The 22836-nt window shown below is 60.6% G+C and carries 25 protein-coding genes; 7 read left to right on the top strand and 18 right to left on the bottom strand.

Going from position 1 to position 22836, the window contains the following annotated elements:
* Positions 1-25: 25 nt before the first annotated feature.
* Together ATY78_RS00780 and ATY78_RS00775 are read right to left on the bottom strand one after the other, a co-directional pair.
* Positions 26-934, bottom strand: coding sequence for a flagellin (locus ATY78_RS00780; protein ID WP_088680445.1), 909 nt, complete (start codon positions 932-934; stop codon positions 26-28).
* 281 nt (positions 935-1215) lie between these two features.
* Entirely contained in the window at positions 1216-2121 is a 906-nt protein-coding gene (locus tag ATY78_RS00775) for a flagellin (protein ID WP_088680444.1), read from the bottom strand.
* A gap of 401 nt (positions 2122-2522) precedes the next feature.
* Here ATY78_RS00775 and ATY78_RS00770 point away from each other — a divergent pair, with 401 nt between their 5' ends.
* Complete coding sequence (locus ATY78_RS00770; RefSeq protein ID WP_190237360.1) at positions 2523-4496, top strand: glycosyltransferase family 41 protein; 1974 nt, start codon at positions 2523-2525, stop codon at positions 4494-4496.
* A gap of 80 nt (positions 4497-4576) precedes the next feature.
* Here the strand turns inward: ATY78_RS00770 and fliP are convergent, their stop codons facing one another.
* From fliP to flgF, 13 genes are all read right to left on the bottom strand, one after another.
* A complete protein-coding gene (fliP, locus tag ATY78_RS00765) occupies positions 4577-5314 on the bottom strand; it encodes a flagellar type III secretion system pore protein FliP (RefSeq protein ID WP_088680442.1) in 738 nt (245 codons plus the stop codon).
* Positions 5311-5814 carry a flagellar basal body-associated FliL family protein gene (locus ATY78_RS00760; RefSeq protein ID WP_088680441.1) on the bottom strand — a complete coding sequence of 168 codons (504 nt, stop codon included), beginning with the start codon at positions 5812-5814 and terminating at the stop codon, positions 5311-5313. The genes fliP and ATY78_RS00760 overlap by 4 nt, the downstream gene beginning before the upstream one ends.
* A 12-nt stretch (positions 5815-5826) precedes the next feature.
* The gene (flgH, locus tag ATY78_RS00755; protein ID WP_088680440.1) at positions 5827-6543 is read right to left on the bottom strand and encodes a flagellar basal body L-ring protein FlgH; all 717 of its coding nucleotides are present in this window, start codon (positions 6541-6543) and stop codon (positions 5827-5829) included.
* Complete coding sequence (locus ATY78_RS00750) at positions 6540-7079, bottom strand: MotE family protein (RefSeq protein ID WP_088680439.1); 540 nt, start codon at positions 7077-7079, stop codon at positions 6540-6542. Before ATY78_RS00750 ends, flgH begins: the two co-directional genes overlap by 4 nt.
* A complete protein-coding gene (locus ATY78_RS00745) occupies positions 7076-8197 on the bottom strand; it encodes a flagellar basal body P-ring protein FlgI (RefSeq protein ID WP_088680438.1) in 1122 nt (373 codons plus the stop codon). The genes ATY78_RS00750 and ATY78_RS00745 overlap by 4 nt, the downstream gene beginning before the upstream one ends.
* Positions 8194-8676 (bottom strand): flagellar basal body P-ring formation chaperone FlgA, encoded by a 483-nt coding sequence (gene flgA, locus ATY78_RS00740; RefSeq protein ID WP_088680437.1) that lies wholly within the window; start codon positions 8674-8676, stop codon positions 8194-8196. Before flgA ends, ATY78_RS00745 begins: the two co-directional genes overlap by 4 nt.
* Positions 8677-8692: 16 nt before the next feature.
* Entirely contained in the window at positions 8693-9481 is a 789-nt protein-coding gene (gene flgG / locus ATY78_RS00735; RefSeq protein ID WP_088680436.1) for a flagellar basal-body rod protein FlgG, read from the bottom strand.
* A gap of 19 nt (positions 9482-9500) precedes the next feature.
* On the bottom strand, positions 9501-9845 hold the full coding sequence (locus ATY78_RS00730; protein WP_088680435.1) for a flagellar hook-basal body complex protein FliE: 345 nt from the start codon (positions 9843-9845) through the stop codon (positions 9501-9503).
* A gap of 2 nt (positions 9846-9847) precedes the next feature.
* Positions 9848-10264: a flagellar basal body rod protein FlgC gene (gene flgC, locus ATY78_RS00725; RefSeq protein ID WP_028755550.1), complete on the bottom strand. Its 417-nt coding sequence runs from the start codon at positions 10262-10264 to the stop codon at positions 9848-9850.
* A gap of 5 nt (positions 10265-10269) precedes the next feature.
* Positions 10270-10662, bottom strand: coding sequence for a flagellar basal body rod protein FlgB (gene flgB / locus ATY78_RS00720; RefSeq protein ID WP_088680434.1), 393 nt, complete (start codon positions 10660-10662; stop codon positions 10270-10272).
* Between the two features lie 164 nt (positions 10663-10826).
* Positions 10827-11369, bottom strand: a complete 543-nt coding sequence (locus tag ATY78_RS00715) for a flagellar protein (RefSeq protein WP_088680433.1) — start codon at positions 11367-11369, stop codon at positions 10827-10829.
* A gap of 2 nt (positions 11370-11371) precedes the next feature.
* A complete protein-coding gene (gene fliI / locus ATY78_RS00710) occupies positions 11372-12769 on the bottom strand; it encodes a flagellar protein export ATPase FliI (RefSeq protein WP_088680432.1) in 1398 nt (465 codons plus the stop codon).
* Positions 12770-12783: 14 nt separating this feature from the next.
* On the bottom strand, positions 12784-13518 hold the full coding sequence (flgF, locus tag ATY78_RS00705; RefSeq protein WP_088680431.1) for a flagellar basal-body rod protein FlgF: 735 nt from the start codon (positions 13516-13518) through the stop codon (positions 12784-12786).
* Between the two features lie 253 nt (positions 13519-13771).
* Between flgF and motA the strand changes: the two genes are divergently transcribed.
* The 6 genes from motA (at position 13772) to ATY78_RS00675 (ending at position 19076) form a co-directional block, all read left to right on the top strand.
* Positions 13772-14644, top strand: a complete 873-nt coding sequence (gene motA / locus ATY78_RS00700; RefSeq protein ID WP_088680430.1) for a flagellar motor stator protein MotA — start codon at positions 13772-13774, stop codon at positions 14642-14644.
* Entirely contained in the window at positions 14645-15595 is a 951-nt protein-coding gene (locus ATY78_RS00695) for a FliM/FliN family flagellar motor switch protein (RefSeq protein WP_088680429.1), read from the top strand.
* A gap of 65 nt (positions 15596-15660) precedes the next feature.
* Positions 15661-16248 carry a flagellar motor switch protein FliN gene (gene fliN, locus ATY78_RS00690; RefSeq protein ID WP_088680428.1) on the top strand — a complete coding sequence of 196 codons (588 nt, stop codon included), beginning with the start codon at positions 15661-15663 and terminating at the stop codon, positions 16246-16248.
* Positions 16249-16276: 28 nt separating this feature from the next.
* Complete coding sequence (fliG, locus tag ATY78_RS00685) at positions 16277-17317, top strand: flagellar motor switch protein FliG (RefSeq protein ID WP_088680427.1); 1041 nt, start codon at positions 16277-16279, stop codon at positions 17315-17317.
* A gap of 230 nt (positions 17318-17547) precedes the next feature.
* On the top strand, positions 17548-18627 hold the full coding sequence (gene flhB, locus ATY78_RS00680; RefSeq protein ID WP_088680426.1) for a flagellar biosynthesis protein FlhB: 1080 nt from the start codon (positions 17548-17550) through the stop codon (positions 18625-18627).
* A 5-nt stretch (positions 18628-18632) separates the two neighbouring features.
* Positions 18633-19076 (top strand): hypothetical protein, encoded by a 444-nt coding sequence (locus tag ATY78_RS00675; protein ID WP_088680425.1) that lies wholly within the window; start codon positions 18633-18635, stop codon positions 19074-19076.
* 57 nt (positions 19077-19133) lie between these two features.
* On the opposite strand, the gene ATY78_RS00670 is transcribed toward ATY78_RS00675, so the two are convergent.
* The 3 genes from ATY78_RS00670 to fliF all read right to left on the bottom strand — a co-directional run bounded on the left by ATY78_RS00670 (position 19134) and on the right by fliF (position 22696).
* Positions 19134-19883 (bottom strand): helix-turn-helix transcriptional regulator, encoded by a 750-nt coding sequence (locus ATY78_RS00670; RefSeq protein WP_088680424.1) that lies wholly within the window; start codon positions 19881-19883, stop codon positions 19134-19136.
* Positions 19884-19891: 8 nt separating this feature from the next.
* Positions 19892-20638, bottom strand: a complete 747-nt coding sequence (locus tag ATY78_RS00665; RefSeq protein ID WP_088680423.1) for a LuxR C-terminal-related transcriptional regulator — start codon at positions 20636-20638, stop codon at positions 19892-19894.
* A gap of 366 nt (positions 20639-21004) precedes the next feature.
* Positions 21005-22696, bottom strand: coding sequence for a flagellar basal-body MS-ring/collar protein FliF (gene fliF, locus ATY78_RS00660; protein WP_088680422.1), 1692 nt, complete (start codon positions 22694-22696; stop codon positions 21005-21007).
* Positions 22697-22836: the final 140 nt, after the last annotated feature.

Raw genomic sequence — 22836 nt, 5'->3', positions numbered from 1 at the left:
GGCGGGCCGATGTTTGCGCGGGCTATTAGCCGCGGAACAGCGTGAGGATGTTCTGCGAAGAGGAGTTCGCGATCGACAGCGACTGGATCGCCAGCTGCTGCTGGGTCTGCAGGGCGCTGAGCTTGGAGGATTCTTCTTCCATGTTGGCGTCGACGAGACGGCCGACACCGGAGTCGATCGAGTCGCTGAGCGCATTGACGAAGTCTTCCTGCAGGCCGATGCGCGTAGAGACCGAGCCGAGAGCAGCGCCGGCGCTGGTCATGGCCTTCAGAGCCGATTCCACGTTGGTCAGAGCCGTCTGGATCTGGCCGAGCGTGAAGTTGGTGATGCTCATCGAGTAGATCGAGCCGGTCGCGCCCGTCGAAGTGCCGAGGATGCCGGTGGAGGTTTCGACCGAGCCGCCGCTCATGCCGAACAGGACGTTGCCCATGGAGCCGTTCGAGAGGACGTAGTCGGTCATCTTGACCGAAACGGCATTCGAGGCGTCGCGGACGAAGGTGGAAACGACGCTCTTGGTGCCGTTGCTGCCGGCAACCCAGTTTTCGCCTGAGAAGGAGGCCGACTGAGCGATGCTCAGGAGCTGCTGCTGCAGCTGGCTGATTTCTTCCTGAACCTTGGCCTTGTCGACGCCGTTTTCCGTTGCAGCAACGAGCTTGGCCTTGATGTTGCCGACGACATCGATGGCGCTGTCCATGGCGGCGTAAGCGGTGTCGACCTTGGCGGCGCCGAGGCCGAGAGCGTCGGAAACGGCCGAGAGAGCCTTGTTGTCCGAACGCATGGTCGTTGCGATCGACCAGTAAGCAGCGTTGTCGGAAGCCTTGCCGACGCGATAGCCGGACGAAACGTGCGCCTGGGTTTCCTGGAGGCCCTGGTTGATGCCACGGAGAGTCTGGAGGGCTGCCATTGCAGCGTTATTGGTGTTGATGCTCGTCATAGTTTGCTTGCCCCTTGTTGGCAGATTTTAAAAAGGGACATTCCGGATTTTGGCCGGCCCACAGCGATCAGCATCATGCCTGTTAACCATCTCTGTTAGGGTTAACTCGCCGTTTCGATGGGCCTAGAAAACAGCAAGATGGTTAAGGAAAGCTAAATTTGAAATCAAAATTTCTTAAAAATATCTGATACTTAGGGAGATTTTTATTAACCTTATTTTAAAACATTTCGCGGCCGGGGATGACCCGGCCGCGAAACTTGGAAACCTTGTGCCGGCCGCTCTTAGCGGAAGAGCGACAGGATGTTCTGCGAAGAGGAGTTCGCGATCGACAGCGACTGGATTGCCAGCTGCTGCTGGGTCTGCAGGGCGCTGAGCTTGGAGGATTCTTCTTCCATGTTCGCGTCGACGAGACGGCCGACACCGGAGTCGATCGAGTCGCTGAGCGCGTTGACGAAGTCGTCCTGGGCGTCGATACGCTTGGAGAGCGAGCCAAGAGCAGCGCCGGCGCTGGTCATGGCCTTCAGAGCCGATTCAACGTTGGTCAGAGCCGTCTGGATCTGGCCGGCGGTGAAGTTGGTGATGCTCATCGCGTAGATCGAGCCGGTCGCGCCCGTCGAAGTGCCGAGGATACCGGTGGAGGTTTCGACCGAGCCGCCGCTCATGCCGAACAGGACGTTGCCCAAAGAGCCGCTCGAGAGAACATAGTCGGTCGTCTTGATCGAAACGGCGTTGGAGCCGTCGCGGACGAAAGAGGAAACGACGCTCTTGGTGCCGGCAGCACCGGCAACCCAGTTTTCCCCGTTGAAGGAAGCCGACTGAGCGATGCTCAGGAGCTGCTGCTGCAGCTGGCCGATTTCTTCCTGGACCTTGGCCTTGTCAACACCGCTTTCCGTTGCAGCAACGAGCTTGGCCTTGATCTCGCCGACGACATCGATGGCGCTGTCCATGGCAGTGTAAGCGGTGTCGACCTTCGCAGCGCCTACGCCGAGAGCGTCGGAAACGGCCGAGAGAGCCTTGTTGTCCGAACGCATGGTCGTTGCGATCGACCAGTAAGCAGCGTTGTCGGAGGCCTTTTCAACGCGGTAACCGGAGGAAACGTGGTTCTGCGTCTGGTTGAGGCCCTGGTTGACGCTACGCAGCGTCTGGAGAGCGGCCTGTGCGGAAGAATTCGTGTTAATGCTTGTCATAAGTCTGTCCCCTGGAAAACTAGATACAAAAAGGAGGACATACCGGACTGTAATACCGGCGATGACGGACCAGCTTCATGCTACTCGGCGCCTGTTTGTTTTGGCCCAAACCCGTCATGTCCAGGGCAATCTCGCAGCCAATGCTTGCCAACTTCTTAAAAATACGGGTGCTCTACCTGCCCTCACACGGCATAGTTAATGGCTCCTCACAAGGCGTAGTTAATGGCTGCTGAAAAGCAACCTTTACCGGCAAGAGTAGGCGCTTTTCTGGGACAAGCGAAGCCTCCAGGACGAGCGGGCGCTCACCGCGCCACCGGTTTCAAGCAAGCTTCGAATGCGAGTGTGGCAGATGCCGGGATAGCATTATCGGACCGATCCCCCATTTTCGGGGAGGACGGCCCGTGCGCGCGTCGGCAATCGGCAGCCACGCCAGAACATTTCCTTCACGGAGTTGGGTTTTGAACAGCAAAGTTTCGTTCTCTGCGGCATCCAAGGATTACCAGATGGGCCGCTACACACAGTCCCTGGCGACGCTCAACCAATTGATGGATATCCAGCAGGATGCCAAGACCTATGCGCTGCTGGCCAAGAACCTCGTGCAGCTCGGCTTCAAAGCCGATGCCGCGAAAGCCTATGGCCTAGCCGGCAACTGCGAAGGACCGAATTCCTACGAATATCTGAAGCAGGCGGCCAAGCTCTACTACGAGACCGGCAACGAGGATGAGGCGCTGCTGATCGCCATGCGCAACCTGACCAAGGCGCAGGAAGATGCGGAACTCGCATTCATCATCACCGCGATCTATCTGAAACGCCAGCAGCGGGATATCATCAGCCCGTTCAAGACCGTGCTGGCGGAGAGCATGAATCCCGACCACGTCCGCCTGGCAGCCCTGCTGCTCGGCGACGATCTCCATGACCCAACGAACCAGAAGCTCGCGCGCAGCCTCTTCAAGCGCTTTCCCGGCAACGTCGCGTTCCGTTTCCTCCATCTTGTTTTCCTCCGCGAATTCAATGAGTTCGAAGAAGCCAGCAAGCATCAAGGCATGATCGACGAGGCCCTTGCGAAAGGCGATATCGAAATCCTGCGCAAGGACAATCCGTTCTATCATCTGCACTGGTGCGGGAACGAGGAACACAATCAGCATGCGACGATCGGCACCACGCCCCTCAACCAGGAACGGGTGGCCTTCCGCCGTAACCAGCCGCACAAATGGTCTGACAAGATCCGGATCGGTTACATGTCATCCGACTTCTGGGATCGCCACGCAACGATGAAGCTCTTGCAGCGCATCCTGGAACTGCATGACAAAGACCGTTTCGAGGTCACGCTATTCTGCCATACAGGCCCGGAATTCCTGAAGCACAACGATACCGACCGCAGCCGCTGGGGCAGGATCGTGGACGTTCACGGCTTCTCCGATCAGGCAATGCTGGAGGCGGTGCGTGAGCATAATATCGACATCATGGTCGACCTGAAGGGCCATACGTCAGGCAGCCGCGCGACGGCCTTCAACCTGCCGCTCGCACCGGTGCATGTTGGCTGGCTGGGTTTTCCGGGCAGCACCGTCAATATCGACCTCGACTATGTCATCGGCGACCATTCGGTGCTGCCCGACATGGCAAAGCCGTTCTATCATGAGAAATTCTGCCGGCTTCCGGAGAGCTACCAGCCGAACGATCCAATGCATCGCCCGAAGCCGCGTCCGGTCACGCGTGAGCAGCTTGGCCTGCCGGAAGAAGCTTTCATCTTCGCCTCCTTCAACGGCAACCGTAAGATCACGCCGGAGACGATCGACAGTTGGTGCCGGATTCTCAAGCGGGCGCCGAACAGCGTACTGTGGCTGATGGCGAATACACCGCGCAACCAGGCGAACCTCCTGAAGCAATTCCAGACGGCGGGCATCTCCGCCAAGCGGATCATCTTCTGCCCGCGCGCACCCTACGAAGACCATATCAGCCGCCAGCAGGCGGCCGACCTCGGCATCGACACCTTCCCGGTCAACGGCCATACGACCACCTCCGAGCAGCTTTGGGGCGGCCTGCCTGTCTTGACCGTCAAGGGCACCAACTTCGCTTCACGCGTCAGCGAGAGCCTGCTCAGGGCTATCGACCTACCTGATCTCGTCGCAGCCGACCTGCAGGCCTATGAGGACCTTGCCGTCGAACTGGCGCAGAACCCGGAGCGGATCGCCGAATACAAGGCGCATTTGAAGGAGAAGCGTTACATCGCGCCGCTCTTCGACGCCGAGCGCTTCTGCCATCATCTCGAGCAGGCCTATGAAATCATGGCCGAGCGCGCCAAGCAGGGCCTTGCACCCGATCACCTGGACATTCCGGCGTTGCCGCCGCGCACGGCGCCCTTCGCTGCCGAGTGAGACTTTTCAATCCGCACGAAAAACCCGCCGGAGCGATCCGGCGGGTTTTTCTATTCGCGATGAAAATGGACGGCAACCGGTCAGCTGAACGAGCGCACCAGGCTGCCGACGAGCAGGTTCCAGCCGTCGATCAGCACGAAGAAGAGAATCTTGAAAGGCAGCGAGATCGAAGTCGGCGGCAGCATCATCATGCCCATCGCCATGGTGATGGTGGCGACGATCAGATCGATGACGAGGAACGGCAACACGACGAGAAAGCCGATCTCGAAGCCGCGGCGAATCTCGGAAATCATGAAGGCCGGGATCAGCACGCGATAGTCGACCGGATCGGTCGTCTGAATATTCTGGCCGCGTTCGCGCGCAAGATCGACGAAGAGCGCCAGATCCTTGTCGCGAGTATTGGCCGTCATGAAGGTGCGGAACGGTTCGGCAATCCGCTGAACGGCTTCGGTCTCGTTGATCTGGTTGGCAAGCAGCGGCTGCACGCCGTTCTGCCAGGCCTGGTCGAAAGTCGGCGACATGACATAGAAGGTCATGAACAGCGACAGCGACAGAAGGATCATGTTGGAAGGCGTCGAGGAGAGGCCCATCCCGGAACGCAGGATCGAAAAGGCAATGATGAAGCGCGGGAAGCTCGTCACCATAATGAGGATGCCCGGCGCGACCGAAAGGACGGTCAACAGGCCGAACGTGCGGATGATCCAGGCGGCGACGGAGCCGTCGACCGGCACGTTCAACAAATCAGTCGGCAGCTGCTGCGCCACCGCCAGTTCCGGCACCACCATCATGGCGGCAAGGAAAACTATGAATCGAATCATTCGATGACAAATGTCCTGAACATGACCTTCGATACCCGCCCTTTCGAGCGAAGGTCAACACGTTCCTGCAGGTCATCCTTGAGATATTGAAAGCCCCGCGGCCCCTCGATCTGCTGAAGGGAAACGGTTCTGATATAGGCGAGGATATCCTGGTGAATATCCTCGGAAATCTTGACATCCGGCGGCCCGTTGAACAGCAGCGCGACTTCGAGTCGCACCCAGTTCTCCGAGGGGTAAGCGAGGTTCGAGGTGATCGGCTCGAGCTGGACGACGTTGTTCTCTTCGGTCGAGATGCGCGCCAGGCCTTCTTCGGCCTTTTTCTTGGCCTCGGTCTCCTTGGCCAGTTCGGCTTCCTTGGCACCCTTGATGTTGGGCGCGACGATCGTGCCGACCGCCCAGCCGCCGCCGGCGCCGAGGAGGGTCAGCACGACCACGCCGATGATCGTCATCAGGAAGCCGGATTTCTTCGGTTGACCTGCGGCTGCGTCTGGCTCTGCCATCGTCGTTCAACCTCAAAGCGGTGAGAAAAGGTCGACGGCCTGCTGGCCGCGCGGAGGCTGCTGCACTTCCATCAGACGGCCGCGGCCGCCATAGGAAATGCGGGCTTCGGCGATCTTGTCGTAGGAGATCTGGTTGTCGGCATTGACGTCCTGCGGGCGAACGATACCGGCGACGTTCAGGATGCGCAGTTCCTGGTTCAGACGCACTTCCTGCGAGCCCGAGATGACGAGGTTTCCGTTTTCCAGGATGCCGGTGACGACGGCCGCGACCAGGAGGGTGATCTTGTCGGTGCGCTCGATCTTGCCCTTGCCGTCGGTGCTGGTGTCGGAACCGTAGGTCAGGTCGGTCTTGGACTCGGGTGTCCAGCCGAAGATCTGGGCGTTGACGTCCCAGTTCATGCCGCTCGAATTCGAGCGACTGCGGTTGGTCTCGTTGTCGAAGGAAGCCTTGTCGTTGATCTGGATGTCGACGGTCAGGATGTCGCCGACGTTAAGCGCGCGCGCATCCTTGAAAAGAGCGGCCTGCGAATCGCTCCACAGCGAATAGCCCTGCGCGACGGCGCGCGGCTGCTTCGGATAGAGCGCCATCTGCGGCGTCTGGCCGTAAGCCAGGCCGCTGCCGATCGGGCTCATGGCAGGCGCGCGGCCGATCTCGCTGACCGCCGTCGGAGTCTGGCAGCCTGCAAGGAGTGCGAGGGCGGCGATCGCAGCCGTGAGACGCATATTCATGAAGGATCCTTCGACGTATTGGGATCGGACGCACTGGCGATGATGTTGGCGATGACCGCAGCCTTCTGCGGATCCATCTCGTTGAGGATGAGGCTCGATTGGCGTGGCCCGAGCCGCATGATAACGGCGGAGGCCACTTCGATCTTCATGTCCTGCAACTGCAGTGCCGCCGCGTCCGGCTTCATCTTCTTATAGATTTCGGTGAGGCCGGCTTCCGCCTGCTTCAGGAAATCGTCGCGGCGCTTGAGCCAGTCCTGGTATTCGGCCTTGCGCTTGTCCATCTCGGCCATGCGGGCGTCGATGTCGGCGCGAAGTCTTTCCAGTTCCTGCTTCTGCAGGAGATAACGCTGGTCGCGGGCGGGATCGGCAATGTTCGTGCAGAACTGCTTGATCTCGTCCTGAGAGGTGATCGCGCCTTCCGGATGCTCCTGCGCGAAGGCGCCGGGGATCGACAGAAGAACGAGGCCTGCCGCCGGCAGCGCCAGCCGGCGCAGCAGCTGCAGGACCGTCATATCAAGGTTGATGATACCAATCATTGCAGCACAAGCTCCGCCTGGAGGGCGCCCGCCGATTTGATGCCCTGGAGAATGGCGATGATGCCATCCGGTTTTACGCCGATATTGTTGAGGCCGGCGACGAGGGTTCTGAGGTCGGGGCCATCGATGATGGCGACGCGTCCGCCGGTCTGCTCCGCCGCGATATCGGTCTGCGGTTGGACGGCGGTCCGGCCGCGCGAGAAGGGCTCAGGCTGGATGATCTGCGGCGTTTCGGTGACCTGGACCGTCAAGGTGCCGTAGCTGACGGCGACCGGCGAGACGCGAACATCCGAACCAATGACGATCGTTCCGGTGCGCTCGTTGATGACGACCTTGGCCGGCGTGTCGGTTTCGACGATGAGATTTTCGATGTCGGCCATCAGCCTGGTGAGATCGGCCGCGCGCGGCTTCTGGACCACCACTTCCTGCGAATCCTTCGCCTCCGCCACCGGGCCGCCGAAGCGCGCCGAGGCGTAACCGTTGACGATGTCGGCAATGCGGATCGCAGTGGAGAAGTCGGGGTTGCGCAGTTGCAGGACGAGGTTGACCGAGTCCTTGAAGCGGGACGGCAGTTCGCGCTCGATGATCGCGCCGCCGGGCACGCGGCCGGCGGTGGTGACGCCTTCGGTCACAGTCGCCGCCTGGCCTTGCGCCTGAAAGCCGGAAACGATGACGGCGCCCTGCGCGACGGCATAGATCTGGCCATCGGCGCCAGAGAGAGAGGTCATGACGAGCGTGCCGCCGCGCAGCGACGTCGCGTCGCCGAGCGAACTCACCGTGACGTCGATGCGGCTGCCGGGGCTTGCAAAGGGCGGCAGGTTGGCGGTGACCATCACGGCTGCCGTGTTCTTGGCATTGGACTGGCCGCCCTGCGTCGAGATGCCGAGGTTCTGCAGCATCGCCCGCATCGACTGTTCGGTGAAGGGCGAAGAGCGGAAACCGTCGCCGGTTCCCTGCAGGCCGACAATGAGGCCGTAGCCGATCAGCTGGTTGTCGCGACCGGCTTGAAGCGAGGCGATGTCCTTGATGCGGGACGTCAGCGCCCAGGCAGGCGCGACATCGGCCAAACTCATGGCGAGAACCGCGACAAGGGTAAGGAAACGGAAGAACAATTTCATTTTGCCCTCACATGGACCGTGCCGTCCGCAAGCACCGTGCCGCTGACGATGACGCCGGAATCCATATTGCGTGCGCGGATGAGCTGCCCCGTCGCGCCGTCTTCGAGCGGCGTGCCGGCGGCGGAGATCGTCATTGCGCCGAGAGAGAAGACCAGGCGGATCGAAGAGCCGCGCGTCACCGTATAGGGCTCGCGCAGCGCCGAAACCGAAATCGTGCGGCCCGGCAGCAGCGTGCGCTTGGAAACCATGCCTTCGACCTGCGAGATCGATTTGGCATAATCGCCGGCGAGGTTGGGATTGGTGACCTCGACTTCCTGAAGCTGGCTGCCCGACAATGTGTCGCCGGGGTAGATGATCGTCGTCGGGACGACGGCATAACCCATGCCGGCATCCGCATTCACGGGCAAAACGATGCCCGCGATTGCGATCGTGGCTGCCGCCACCCATCCTGAGATGCGTCCTACCCGGCAAAACATCATGTTTCGGCCCTTCCCCTTACTTCAGGTTCTTGCTGACGATGGAGGCCATTTCATCAGCTGTCGTGATCACCTTGGAATTCATTTCGTAAGCGCGCTGGGCCGATATCAGCTCGGTGATTTCCTTCACCGGGTCGACGTTCGAGGATTCCAGGTAGCCCTGCTTCATGTAGCCGAAGCCCTCCTCGTCGGGATTGCCGATGACGGCGTCGCCGGATGCCGGCGTTTCCTGGAAGAGGTTGTCGCCGATCGGCTGAAGGCCCGCCTCGTTGACGAAATCGGCGAGCGTCAGCTGGCCGAGCGTGGTCGGATCGGTCTGGCCTGGCAGCTTGGCGGTCACTTCGCCGGAGCGGCTGATCGTCAGTTCTGTCGAGCCCTGCGGGATGGTGATGCCGGGCAGGACCTCATAGCCGTCGATGGTGACGAGCTGGCCCTGGTCGTTCTTGTTGAACGCGCCGGCGCGGGTGTAGAGCGTGGTGCCATCGGTCGACTGGATCTGGAAGAAGCCCTTGCCGATCAGCGCCACGTCGAGGTCGTTGCCGGTCTGGGTAAGTTCGCCCTGGAGATGCAGGTTGCGGACAGCCGAGGTCTGAACGCCGAGGCCGATATTGGCGCCTTCCGGAACGACGGCCTGGTTGGCGCGGTTGGCGACACCCTTGGCGCGTTCGGTCTGGTATAGAAGGTCTGTGAACTCGGCGCGGGCTCGCTTGAAGCCCGTCGTGTTGATGTTCGCGATGTTGTTCGCGATGACTTCCAGATTGGTCTGCTGGGCATCCATGCCCGTTGCTGCGATGGCGAGCGCTCTCATCTGTTCGTCCTCAAATCAGTTACATCTGCATCTTGGTGACGTCGAGAAAGGCCGAGACGACCTTGTCACGGATGGCAATCGCGGTCTGCAGCGTCTGTTCGGCCTGCAGCATGGAATCGACGACTTCACGCGTCGTCGCCGTGCCCTTGATGCCGGCGAAAGACATGCTTTCCGCGCCCTTCAGGCTGTTGACGGCGTCGGTCGCCATGTTGCCCATGACAGAGGCGAAGCTCATGCCGTTGGCTGCGCCCGCGGTGCCCGGCATGGTGGCTGCGGCAGACGACGACGTGGAATTTTCGGCGTCGACGGCGCCGAGCGCGCGGGTCATGGAAAGATTGCTGACATTCTGGACGCTGCTGATCATTATTATTGGCTCTTCAGGAGATCGATCGTGGAGGAGATGAGGTCGCGGGTCTGCTTGATGGTCTGCAGATTGGCGTCATACGAGCGGTTGGCTTCGCGCATGTCGGCCATCTCGACCAGGATATTGACGTTCGGCAGCTTGACGACGCCCTTCTGGTCCGCAGCCGGGTTGCTGGGGTCGAATTCCGTGCTGAAATCGCCTTCGTCGACACCGACCTTCTTGACGTTGACCGTCTCGACGCCGCTGGTGCGATCCATCTGCTGGCCGAAGGTGATCGTCTTGCGGCGATAGGGGTCGGCGCCGGGCGTGTCGCCGGTCGAGCGGGCGTTGGCGATGTTTTCCGAGACGATGCGCAGGCGCGTCGACTGTGCCTCGAGCCCCGAACCGGCGATTTTCATTGCTGCTGAAAGCGGATCCATGACTTTTACTTCCTGACGGTCATCAGCATCATGCGGTTGAAGGAGCTGACCAGCGAGGTGTTCAGATCGTACTGGCGCTTGATATCGCCGGACTTGGAAAGTTCTTCGGCCAAACCGACGGTGTTGCCGGATTCCTGAATGCCGATTTCCTGATCGAGCGCGGCATCCTTGACGTCGATATCGCCGCTCTCGCTGAAATCGTTGCCGCTCAGATGCGCCGGATTGGTGCGCGCCATGGTGATCTCGGACTTATCCAGCACGGCGTCGAAGGGCGTGACGTCCTTGGCGTGGAACTTCGGGGTGTTGGCATTCGCGATGTTGCCGGCAACAACCTGCTGACGGATCGTCAGCCATTCCGCCTGCCGCGAAGCCAAGTCGAAAAGTTGGATCGGTTGCATGAGAACTCTCCGTTTTTACTGTCCCGAACCTAGTGGGGTAATCTTGCGTGGGACTTACGGGAATTCAGGCTTTGAGGGCTTTGGGCGAAAGCGGCCTCCAAAAGGAAGAGGCTCCGGCCGGTTCGCGGCGGAGCCCCTGTTGCCTCATGCTTCTGCAAACGGCGTCAGTTGTTCTGGTAGATTTCGCCCTTGGACGTGACGATCACCCACTTGCCGTCGCGCTGCTCGAGCGTTGCGAGACGGCTCTCGTCGGGCAGGATCGAACCGATCCGCACCACATACATGCCCGAAGGATCCTCGATCAGCGCCCGGCCGTTGGAAACGTGCAGCAGGCGGAAGGAAGACTTGCCGGGGAAAGGCTGATCCTCCTTCAGCATGGCGCCATCACGCTCCTTGCCGAGATTGGAGACGGTCGCCGTCGTCAGCGTATCGATCGGCGGAACCTTCTTGTCCGCCTCGTTCTTGTTGACCATGGCAAGCGGCGAGACGCTGAAGACGTTGCGGGCCGGCCAATCCGGCAGCTCGCGGGCGTTGTCGCTTGTGGCGACGTTGATGCCGAACTTGTCCTCGTTGAAGAAGACGTACCAGGGAAAGAAGGCCGACGCGCCGGCCAGCGCCAGGCCGGCAAACGTCAGAAGCCGGTCCAGAATGACGGCCTTCCTGCGCGGCTTCAGGGAAGCGATGCGTTCGTCGTCGAATTCAGCCACGTCTATCTCCTCTGGATGGGTGCGCCCTGATTGCCCATGCCGGCCGCAGCCTTGAGCGCGCCGGCGAGATCGGCGAAGGCATCGGCCGATTCGCGGTCACCGGGAGACTGCTTCAGAACGTCGTAAATGATGGGCACCTGCTTGACCGCCATATCGAGATCGGGGTCGGCGCCCTGGCGGTAACCGCCGATCAGGCGCAGGTCGCGCGTTTCCTCGAACCGGTGGATCAGCACCTTCAGCCGCGACACCAGCTTTTCCTGGTCCGGCGTCCAGGCTTTTCGGGCGAGACGCGAGATCGAGGCGAGCGGATCGATCGGCGGATAGCGCCCTTCTTCGGCGAGACTGCGCTGCAGGACGATATGACCGTCCAGGATGCCGCGCGTGGAGTCTGCGATCGGGTCGTTGTGGTTGTCGCCGTCGACGAGGATCGAGATGATCGCGGTGATCGTGCCGGCGCCTTCGGGGCCGGGACCGGCGCGTTCCAGGAGGCGCGGCAGCTCGGTGAAGACGGAAGCGGGATAACCGCGCGCGATCGGCGGCTCGCCGGAAGCCGTCGCCACCTCGCGAATGGCATGGGCGAAACGCGTGACGCTGTCGACGATGAAGAGGACGTTCTCGCCCTTGTCGCGGAAGTGCTCGGCGATGGTGACCGCCGTCAGCGGCGCCATCTTGCGCAGCATCGGGCTTTCATCGCTGGTTGCGACGACGGCGATCGCCTTCTTCATATTGCTGCCGAGCGTATCCTCGATGAATTCGCGCACTTCACGGCCGCGTTCGCCGACGAGCGCAATCACCACCTTGTCGAAGGCGTCCGCGCGGGCGAGCATGGATAGAAGCGTCGATTTGCCGACGCCGGAACCGGCGAAGATGCCGAGACGCTGCCCGAGGCAGAGCGGCGAGAAGATGTCGATCGCGCGCACGCCGGTCTTGAAGCCGGTTTCGACGCGCTGGCGCGTCATCGAAGGCGGCGCGGTATTGGAGATCGAGCGGCGGTCGAGCCCTTCGGTGATCGGGCCCAGCCCGTCGATCGGCTCACAGAGCGAATTGATTGTGCGCCCGCACCAGCTGTCCGACGGCGAAATGCGGAAGGCGCCCTTGCGGATGACCGTATCGTGAATGCCGATCGGCTCGCCGGGTTCGATCGGGCACACATAGATCAGATCCGGCTCGACGCGCACGACCTCCCCGAGATGGATGCCGGTCGCCGATTTATGGGCGACGAATTCCCCCAGACGCACATGGCGGGAAAGGCCGCGCACCGTGTAATGGCCTGCGGCAATGGTCTGCACGCGACCGCCATGGGCGACGGCGAACTCCGGCGACACGTATCGATCGACGAGGCCCGCCAGATGCGTCAGCTTCGGGGAAAGACTATCTTCGGACAGTAGCGTGCTGCTCATTCTTCAACCCCGCCCTAGCGGCTGCCTCCGAGCGTCTGGACGGCTTCCTTGAACGAATCCTCGCTGTCACGCATCAGCGACGAAATGCTTTCGAAGGCGCGGTTGACTTCGATCAGCTGGGTGATCTCGCGCATGGCGTTGACGTTGGAATTTTCGAGATAACCCTGCTCGACGCCGATGTTGAAGCGGTCGACGACGGCGCGCGGCTGCTCGGTGGTCATGATGCCGCTGTTTTCGTACCGCAGATAACCTTTGCTGATATCCGCTTCGAAGAGGCCGAGAGAGCCGACCTGACGGCCGTTCTGGTAAATGATGCCGTCGGTGCCGACGGCCGGCTCGCCGCCTGTCGTGTTGAGCTGGATCGGCGCGCCGCCGGCGTCGAGAACCGGATATCCCCGGATCGAGACGAGTTCGCCGGTCTCTTTCATCGTGAAGCGGCCATCCCGCGTCAGAACGCGGCCCGCCGGCGTATCGAGCGAAAACCAGGCATCGCCCTTGATGGCGAAATCGAGCATGTTGCCGGTGTGCTGCAATTCGCCGTTCTGCTCGTTCAGATAGTCGTTGCCCTGTGAAACGAAAGCGATTTTGGTATTCAGCTTGTTCTTGGTGTTCGTTACCATCTCGTCGAACTTCACCTCGGTGCCGCGAAAACCGGTCGTGTTCACGTTCGCCATGTTGTCTGCGATGGTGTTCAGGCGCTTTTCCAGCGCCATCTGCGACGACAGAGAAACATAAAGACCGGATTGCATGTCGGTAAGCTCCAAGCATTGGCGATGAACGGAACGAAAAACCGGGCGTCGTTTGATCTGGTTCGGCCGGGATTCGCTGAGGCGGCATCTCAGAAACGGGTGCGGACACCCATTCGTCACCTTTAGCCTGACGGCAGATGCTTGCGCGAAGCTGGCACGCGCAATGGCCTCACGAGCGGCCCTTTCATCAGCCTCACGCAAGGCAGAAACCCTATCGGTCTCAAAGAAAAGCAACGTTCAGATTGGGCTGACGATGAACATCATTATCGGATTTATAGTGACTTGCGGCTGTGTCATCGGCAGCTTCATGGCGATGGGCGGCCACGTGGAAGCGCTGTTCCAGCCCTTCGAATTCGTCATCATCGGCGGCGCCGGCCTCGGCAGCTTCATCATGGCCAACCCGATGAAGGTGGTGAAGGATTCCGGCAAGGCGCTCGGCGAAGCCTTCAAGCACGCCGTTCCCAAGGAACGCAATTATCTCGATACGCTCGGCGTGCTCTATTCGCTGATGCGCGACCTGCGCACCAAGTCGCGAAACGAAATCGAAGCCCATATCGACAATCCGGCCGAATCGACGATCTTCCAGCAGGCTCCGACCGTTCTGAAAAACAAGGAACTGACCGCCTTCATCTGCGACTACGTGCGCCTGATCATCATCGGCAATGCCCGCAGCCACGAGATCGAGGCGCTGATGGACGAAGAGCTCAACACCATCATGCACGACAAGATGAAGCCGTACCACGCGATACAGATCATGGGCGACTCCTTCCCGGCGATCGGTATCGTCGCGGCTGTTCTCGGCGTCATCAAGGCGATGGCCCACATCAACGATTCGCCTGAGGTACTCGGTCACCTGATCGGCTCGGCGCTCGTCGGAACCTTCCTCGGCATTCTCCTGTCCTACTGCCTCTGCTCGCCGCTGGTCTCCCAGATCAAGATCGTGCGCAACAAGCAGCACCGCCTCTACGTCATCGTCAAGCAGACGCTGCTTGCCTACATGAACGGCTCGGTGCCGCAGGTCGCTCTCGAATACGGCCGCAAGACGATCTCGGCCTACGAGCGTCCGTCGATCGATGCAGTCGAGCAGGAAATGATGAACCCAGGTGGCGAAAACAAGGCGGCTTAAATGACTATGAGCAATGCTTCGCATGACAAACCGGCAATGGATCCTGCCCTTCTCGCCAAGCTGACAGGCGGGCTCGGCGACAGAGGCAGGGTCGCCAAGATCTGCAGCTCCTTCGGGGACGTCTACAGCGAATTTTTCCCCGACGTCATCAAGAGCGAGACCGGCCTCGACGTGACGGTCAACTATCTCGGCTGCGAGATCGGCTACAAGAACCACCTGATCGACGACCTGAGCGCCAACGTCACGCTCGTCGACGCGGTGTTGCGCAACTGGTCGCAGAACATCACCTTCGCCTGCGGCAACGGTTTCGTCATCACGCTGATGGAGCACCTGCTCGGCGCCACGGCCGATACGATCGAGGAACCGGCCGACCGTCTGCTGTCGGTCATCGAACTCGACCTCGCGGTCATGATCTTCGACAAGATCGCCAAGGTGCTGCGGTCCGCCGTCAACGCGCCGGGCGGTTTCGAACTCAGCCTGTCGGCTCCGCACGCCCATGACACCCGTGCCCGGCCGCCGGAAGACCGGCCGGATGAGTTCGCCGCCGCCATCAACATGTCGATCACGCTGGCCGGCATCGTTTCCGAATTCTCGCTGATCGTTCCTCAGACGGCGCTGCTCAAGACCAACGTGACGCCGCCGAAGCCGAAGCGCCAGGCCGCCAACAAATCGCCGGAATGGACCGAGCAGCTCGGCGACCAGGTCCGCCGCTCGCATGTCACGCTCGAGGCAAAGATCAGGCTACAGGATCTGACGCTGCGCACTATATCGAAGCTGATGGTCGGCGACGTCATTCCGTTCCGCGACCGCGAAGACGTTCGCGTCGAGGTCAGCGCCAACAGCAAGGAACTTTACGTGTGCGAGTTCGGACGTTCAGGCGAAAACTACATGGTCCGCGTCAAGGATACGATGAATTCGGATGACGAACTCATCCGTCATTTAATGAATTAATCGGTTCTCGGGCTTTTGGGCTGCAAAGGCAGTTTGAGGCAAGTTTCAACTGGAATAGTGATTTCATGGCAACGAAGAAAACACAGCAGAACAGCGACTTCCCCCTGGACGTTCCGGGCAGCGAGGCCGATCTCGACCAGGCGATCGACGATCTGCGCGGCGTGCTGAAGCAGGATGCCGACGGCGACCTGTCGCAGTTTGGCGGCGACCTCGAGAATGATGCTTTCGCAGCAGGAACGGATCTGGCCGCCTTCGGCGGCGAGGTTTCGGATTCCCCGTTCGGCGGCGACGATTTCGGCGGCGATTTCGGCGCCGGCAATGCCAGCCCGGCTGCAGGGATGGATTTCGGCGGCAGCTCATCGTTCGAGGCGTCGCCAGCTCCGCTCGGCAGCGCGCTGAGTTCGAACTTCGAACTGATCATGGACATTCCGATCGATGTCCAGATCATGCTCGGCACCAGCCGGATGCAGGTTTCCGGCCTGATGAATCTCAACGAAGGGGCGACGATCGCCCTCGACAAGAAGATCGGCGAACCGGTCGAGATTATGGTGAACGGCCGCAGGATTGCACGCGGCGAGATTACGGTGCTTGATAACGACGACACGCGATTCGGTGTGAAACTGATAGAAGTTTTGAGCACGAAGAAAGCCTGATCCCTGTGTGGGACGGAGAGGTTAGACCATGATGGACTTTGACGATTTCGGCGGCGCGCTAGCCGGGAAACCGTTGACCCAGGCTGAAAAGGCGGCGGCTGTTCTTCTCGCTATGGGAAAGGGAGTCGCCGGCCGGCTGTTGAAATATTTCACCCAGGCCGAATTGCAGACCATTATCTCATCCGCCCAGTCGCTGCGCGCCATTCCGCCGGACGAACTGCTGTCGCTCGTAGGCGAATTCGAAGACCTCTTCACCGAGGGCGCCGGCCTGATGGACAACGCCAAGGCGATCGAGGCCATTCTGGAAGAAGGCCTGACGCCCGACGAAGTCGACAGCCTGCTCGGCCGCCGCACCGCATTCCAGGCCTACGAGACTTCGATCTGGGATCGTCTGAGCGAAGCCGAGCCCGGGTTCGTCGCACAGTTCCTGCTGCGCGAACATCCACAGACCGTCGCCTATATTCTTTCGATGATGCCCTCCTCCTTCGGCGCCAAGGTGCTGCTGCAGCTTCCCGACAATCGCCGCGCCGACATCATGAACCGCACGGTCAACATGAAGACCGTCAGCCCGAAGGCCGCGCAGATCATCGAAAACCAGGTCATGACGCTGCTCGCCGAAGTCGAGGCAGAGCGCAATGCGGCCGGCTCGACGAAGGTCGCCGACCTGATGAACGAGCTCGACAAGCCGCAGGTCGACACGCTGCTCACCTCGCTCGAATCGATCAGCCGCGAATCGGTCAACAAGGTCCGCCCGAAGATCTTCCTCTTCGAAGACCTCATGTACATGCCGCAGCGCAGCCGTGTCATGCTGCTCAACGACATCTCGACGGATGTGCTTACCGTCGCGCTGCGCGGTGCGCCCCCCGAGATCCGCGAATCGGTTCTGTCCGCCATCAGCCCACGCCAGCGCCGCATGATCGAATCGGATCTGCAGAGCGGCATGGGCGGCGTCAATCCGCGCGAGATCGCCATCGCTCGCCGCGCCGTGGCGCAGGAAGCGATTCGCCTGGCCAACTCGGGCCAGATCGAGCTCAAGGAGAAGGAAGGCGACGCTTCGGCGGCCGCCTAACTCTTCGAGACTGTTGACAAATCAAGCATGCCGAAAGGCGGCTGTTGATCGCCGTGTCACGGGCGATTACCCTTCCAATGATAGGTCGTGCTCCAAAGCGCCTCGTATGCTTAAATCATGCGAGGCGCTTTAGGTTTTTGCTTTGATGCATATCGTCATCCCAAAACCGCTGCACGCTTTCGGGCGGCATGCATCGGCTGCGGCCTGTTTCTTTGACGGAGGGCCGCGACTTGGCAGATGATGACAAGGACAGCAAAACAGAAGCCCCGACCGCGAAGAAACGAAGCGATGCCGCGGAGAAAGGCAATGTGCCGTTTTCGCGCGAGCTGTCGATCTTCTCGACCATTCTCGCCACCTTCATCTATCTAGTGTTCTTCCTTCCTGACGCCGTCGGGCGCATGAACGAGACGCTGCGCGACATCTTCGAGCAGCCCGACCAGTGGAAGATAGAAACGGGGCCGGATATTCTGGCGCTCTTCATCCGGCTCGGCTGGGCGAGCGCTGCGCTGCTGGCGCCTGCCTTCATCCTGTTCATGGTGTTCGGCATCGCCTCCTCCATCTTCCAGAATTTGCCGACGCCCGTGCTCGAGCGTATCCGGCCGCAGGCCTCTCGCATCTCCATCGTCAAAGGCTGGTCGCGGCTCTTCAGCCTGCCCGGCCTCATCGAATTCGGAAAATCGCTGTTCAAGGTCGTCATCGTCGGGGTGATTCTGTTCTTCGTGCTGAGAAGCGAATATTTCAGCTCGATCGACGCGATGTTCTCCGATCCGCAGACGATCCTCGTGCGGATGACGACGGCGATGCGCAAGATCATCATCGTCATGCTGATCGCCACCGCGATCGTCGCGATCGCCGATCTTTTCTGGTCGCGGCATCACTGGTTCACCGAACTGAAGATGACACGGCATGAGGTGAAGGAAGAAAACAAGCAGGCGCAAGGCGACCCCTTCGTCAAGAGCCGGCAGCGCTCGCTGATGCGCGACCGCGCGCGCCGGCGCATGATCGCCAACGTGCACCGCGCGACGCTCGTCATCGCCAACCCGACGCACTATGCGGTGGCGCTGCGCTACGCGCGCGAGGAAAACGACGCGCCGGTGGTGCTGGCCAAGGGCCAGGACCTCATCGCGCTGAAGATCAGGGAGATCGCCGAGAAAAACGGCATACCGGTGTTCGAAGATCCGCCGCTTGCCCGCTCCATGTTTGCGCAAGTCTCGGTCGATAGTGTCATACCGTCAGTCTTCTATAAGGCCGTTGCGGAGCTGATCCATCGGGTCTACGCCGCAAACGCCAAGAACAAACGGGTAAGATAAGCCGAATGAAAAAATGCCCTCACTCTGCCCAACGTGAAAAGATCCTCGCCAACGCGATCAGCCCGGTCGCGACAGAACTGCGCCTTCTGGATGCTTCTGACCTCATTTCACTGCTGCGCTTCGAGTATTACGGCAATCTCTCCGATCTCGTCGCTTCGGCGGCGGAGCTTTTCTTTCATCCGGGCACGGTGAACTTCGGCCTTGGCGGGAACTATACGCTGGAGTGGGGCGGCAAGCCCGAGGTCGTTCTCGATCTGGAGATCAAGCCGCGCGGCGTCACCGTCTACGCGCAGCTCACCCTTGCCGAAGACCACGCCGGCATCGAGATCAACCACATCGCGTTTCAGGATCCCTCGGCCGATCCCGATGAGAATACCCGCTTCCTGGCAAAGAGCCTTCGGGAATCGCGCTACAACGTGAATCAGCCGCCGCAGGCCCTGGCCGGCTGACGTCTTCAAGACAAGAAAGCTTTCATCCGCTCTTTCGAAAGAGCCGATCCATCCGGTTCAGCTGATGTAGCCGAGCCGGATCGCCTTGGCGATCGCCTGAATGCGATTGACGGAATCGAGCTTGATGGTCGCCGAGCCGAGATAAGCGTTTACGGTGTGCACCGACAGGCCGAGCTTTTCGGCAATCTCCTCGCTGATGCGACCGTCGCCGGCAAGCTGGAGACAGGCGATCTCGCGTTCGCTGAGCGCCTCAGCGGCAGCCGTGCGGCGTTCATCGAGCGAGAGCAGATCCATCATGATATGGCAGCAGCGCCCGTGCAATTCGACGATCGTATCGCTCGAGGGATCGATCTCATCGCCGGTGAAAAGGATGAAGCCGTTGCCGACGGCGCCGAGCCGCACGGGAAAGGCGAGGCCGGAAAAAGGCAGGATACCGTCCTGCAGCCGCGTCATGAACGGCGAGAAATCCGCCGGGCCCGGTGCCGCGCGATCGTAGCCGCCGGCCCATGAGAGCGGCAGCAGCGATTTATCGATATGATCGAGAAGAATATCGCCGTAGGCATCCGTGAAGGCCTTGCCGAATCCGGCATTGGCTGAGCCCCAGTTCTCAAGCTCGCAGACCAGGCGCTGCTTTGCCGGCAGCCCCGAGCCGCTGACGCGAAAGATCGCAAAGCCTTGGGCATCAGCGAGCTTCTGCATCGCGATCAGCCGCGGGAACAGGTCGGACCGGCTGGAAATCCTGTTCACACGCACCATGCGCAGTTGCTCCGCGCTGCTCATCGTCCTGCCTGATGATGGATGCGCCATGGAGCCCCCTATACGAGATTGTTGCGGACGGCGAAGGCAATGGCCTCGGACCGGGTCTTGGTCGCCGTCTTGCGCATCACGCTGGTGATGTAATTGTTGATGGTATTGCGGGAGATTCCGAGGATCATCGCGATTTCATCGCTGGTCTTGCCCTCGGCGATCCAGAACAGGCATTCCAGCTCCCGGTCCGTCAGTTCGAAATCGCGATCGACCCGTGTGCCGCCGCAGCGCAGGAAGCTGGCGACATAACCCGCAAGCAGCCCCACGTCCCGCAGGCGCTCCGGCGAAAGGATGAACCCCTCGCCGAACAGGAACATCAAAGCCAGCCGCGACCGGCCGACATTGAAGGTCAATGAACAATATTGGCGGCTGGCGCCATCCGGCACATCGGCGTCATCGGGCAGAAGAGCGAAGTTCGGCTGGAAGACCTGCATGCATTTTTCCAGCTCGGTCGAACGGGCATAGCCGCTGACCAGATCGTTGGCGATATCCTTGACCAGATCGAACGGCCAATCCGACGAAACGATGAAATCGAGGCCGTTTTCCTGGATGAGATCACAGCGCGCCAGAAGATAGTGCGAAGCACCGACATATTCGGTCAGCGCACGCAGACCGGACTGCAACCTCCCAGTGTCGGCGACACCGTGCAGGCGCTGAATCAGCTCGTCGCGCGGCAATAAAGCCGGTGCCACCACGCTCGCGAAATTCGCCATTTGCCTCTCGCCTTTGCTCGCCTGAAATATCGTCATTTCCATTGGCAATTTCCTGCGGCTGAGGAACGATCAAACTCGGTGCAACAGCATTTTTTTTGTAAAGGATTCAACTCAAGCCCCGCTCGAATCCCATTTCGAATCACCTAAGGGTAAGTCAGCCGATGTAAATCACCATCTCCGACTTCTAGGGATTTACTTTCGCTGCCGCTCGTGCCGTGATTCGAGGACCAATTGCGCCCCTCAGAATACAGGGAAGGCTAAGATGATTCTGGCTGTATCGCAACTTCATTCGCGTTTTACGCGAGTGATCCTCAACAGTTTTATCCAGTTTCTCCAGGACGGCGTTTCAACGCGGCCGGGCTAAGCCCAGCGCGAACATGAAAAAAGGCCGGTTGCCCGGCCTCTTTCTTATGCTGCGTCGTCGATTGCCCATTTCCTGAGGATTTTCGCTGCGCGCTCCTCGTTGATCTCGACCATGCGGGAAAGTTTGCGTTCCGGGCCTTCCTTGACGCGGCGATTGAAGTTGCCGTCGTCGTCGCCGAGGCTGAGCAGATCCTCGGTGCTGTCGAAGCCGAAGTCGGATCCGAAGCCGTCCATGAGTGCCCCTCCGGGCGCTCCGGCCGCCGGGGCGAAGTCCGGCAGTTCGAGGCCGGCCGCTTCCGGCGTGGCGTCGCCGAGTACCGAGCTGGAACCGTTGCCGCTGACGCTGCGCACCAGAGGCCGCAGGCCCATCCAGACCACCACGAAGGCGACTGCGACGAAGGCGAGCGAGTTGATGATGCCGGCGAGGTTGCGGCTCAGCATGTCCATGACGTGGACGCCGCCGCTGGCTTCTTCGAGCAGCTGGTTCTCGAGGAAGTCCATGGCCGTGACGGTGACGACGTCGCCACGCTTGGCATCGATGCCGGCCGCCGAAGCGACGATCTTCTGCATTTCGGCGAGATAGGCGTCGACCTTGGCCTGATCGGCGGGTTCACCGACCATTTTCGAGATGCGGCCCTTGTTGACCACCACGGCGATCGAGAGCTTCTCGACCTTGTAGCTGTTGCGGGTCGTCGCCGTCGTCTTGCTGTTGATTTCGTAGTTGGTCTGCTCTTCGCGCTTGTCGGACTTGTCCTGCGATTCCGGTCCGCCGGCGCCGCCCGCATCGGGAGCGGCCTGGGGAATGTTCTGCTCGACGGTCGTGGCGCTGTCGGACTGCTTCTGCTGCGACTGCTGGGCTTCCTTCGTCGAGCGGACGGAGCGTTCGACCTTGGATTCGGGATCGTAGACCGTTTCCTGGATCTGCTGGGCATCCGTATTGAGATCGGCGGTGACGCTGGAGCGGAAGTTGTCCATGCCGAGGAAGGGCGCCAAGGCCTTGTCGATGTTGGATTCGACTTCCTGCTGGACGTTCTGGACGATGTTGAGCGAGCGGTTCAGCGAGCTGTTGCTCGTCTCGTCGCCGGATGCGAGCAACTGACCGGCGGAATCGAGGATCGTCACGTCGTCGACGTCAAGCCCCGGTACGGCCGAGGCGACGAGGTGGCGGATCGACGTCGCCGCGCCGCGTCCGGTGGCAGCGCTTGCGCGAATCATGACGGAGGCGGTCGGTTTCTGTTCGGCCTTCCGGAAGTTACCGACTTCCGGCATGACGATATGGACGCGAGCGGCCGTGATGCCCGAGATCGACTGGATGGTGCGGGCGATTTCGCCTTCGAGCGCCCGAACCCGCGTCACTTCCTGCATGAAGGAGGTCAGGCCGAGGGAGCCGACATTGTCGAAGAGTTCGTAACCGGCATTGGCGCTGTTCGGCAGGCCGCGCTCGGCAAGCATCAGGCGGGCCTTGCCCGTCATCCCTGCCGGGACGGTGATGCTGGAGCCATCCGTGCCGACCTGGAAATTGATATTGGCTTCGGCAAGCGCCATGCTGATCTGGTTGAGATCCGGCGAATCCAGGCCGACGTAGAGCGTTTCCTGTGCCGGTTTGTTGACGAAAAGGGCAGCCGCAAGGACGATTGCGATGGAAACGGCGCCGACGCCTCCGAGAATCATCAGCCGTGTTCGGCCTAGGGCGCCAAAGTTCTTAAAAATCTGAACTAATTGATTTAACAGATTCATTCTGTTCTCGCACGATCCGTCAAAGACAAAGCAGGCTTATTGCCTCATCTGACGAATAATCGGCGAAACTTGTGCGAGCGTTTCGTGAAGCGCGAGCGGAGCGGAAAGCTCCTTGTTTTCATGCAGGCCGTCATCCCGGA

The sequence above is a fragment of the Rhizobium sp. R635 genome (genome assembly GCF_002211285.1).
Classification (GTDB): Bacteria; Pseudomonadota; Alphaproteobacteria; order Rhizobiales; family Rhizobiaceae; genus Rhizobium.
Note: the sequence above shows the minus strand (reverse complement) of the source record. Positions and strands in the feature narration are given on the sequence as shown.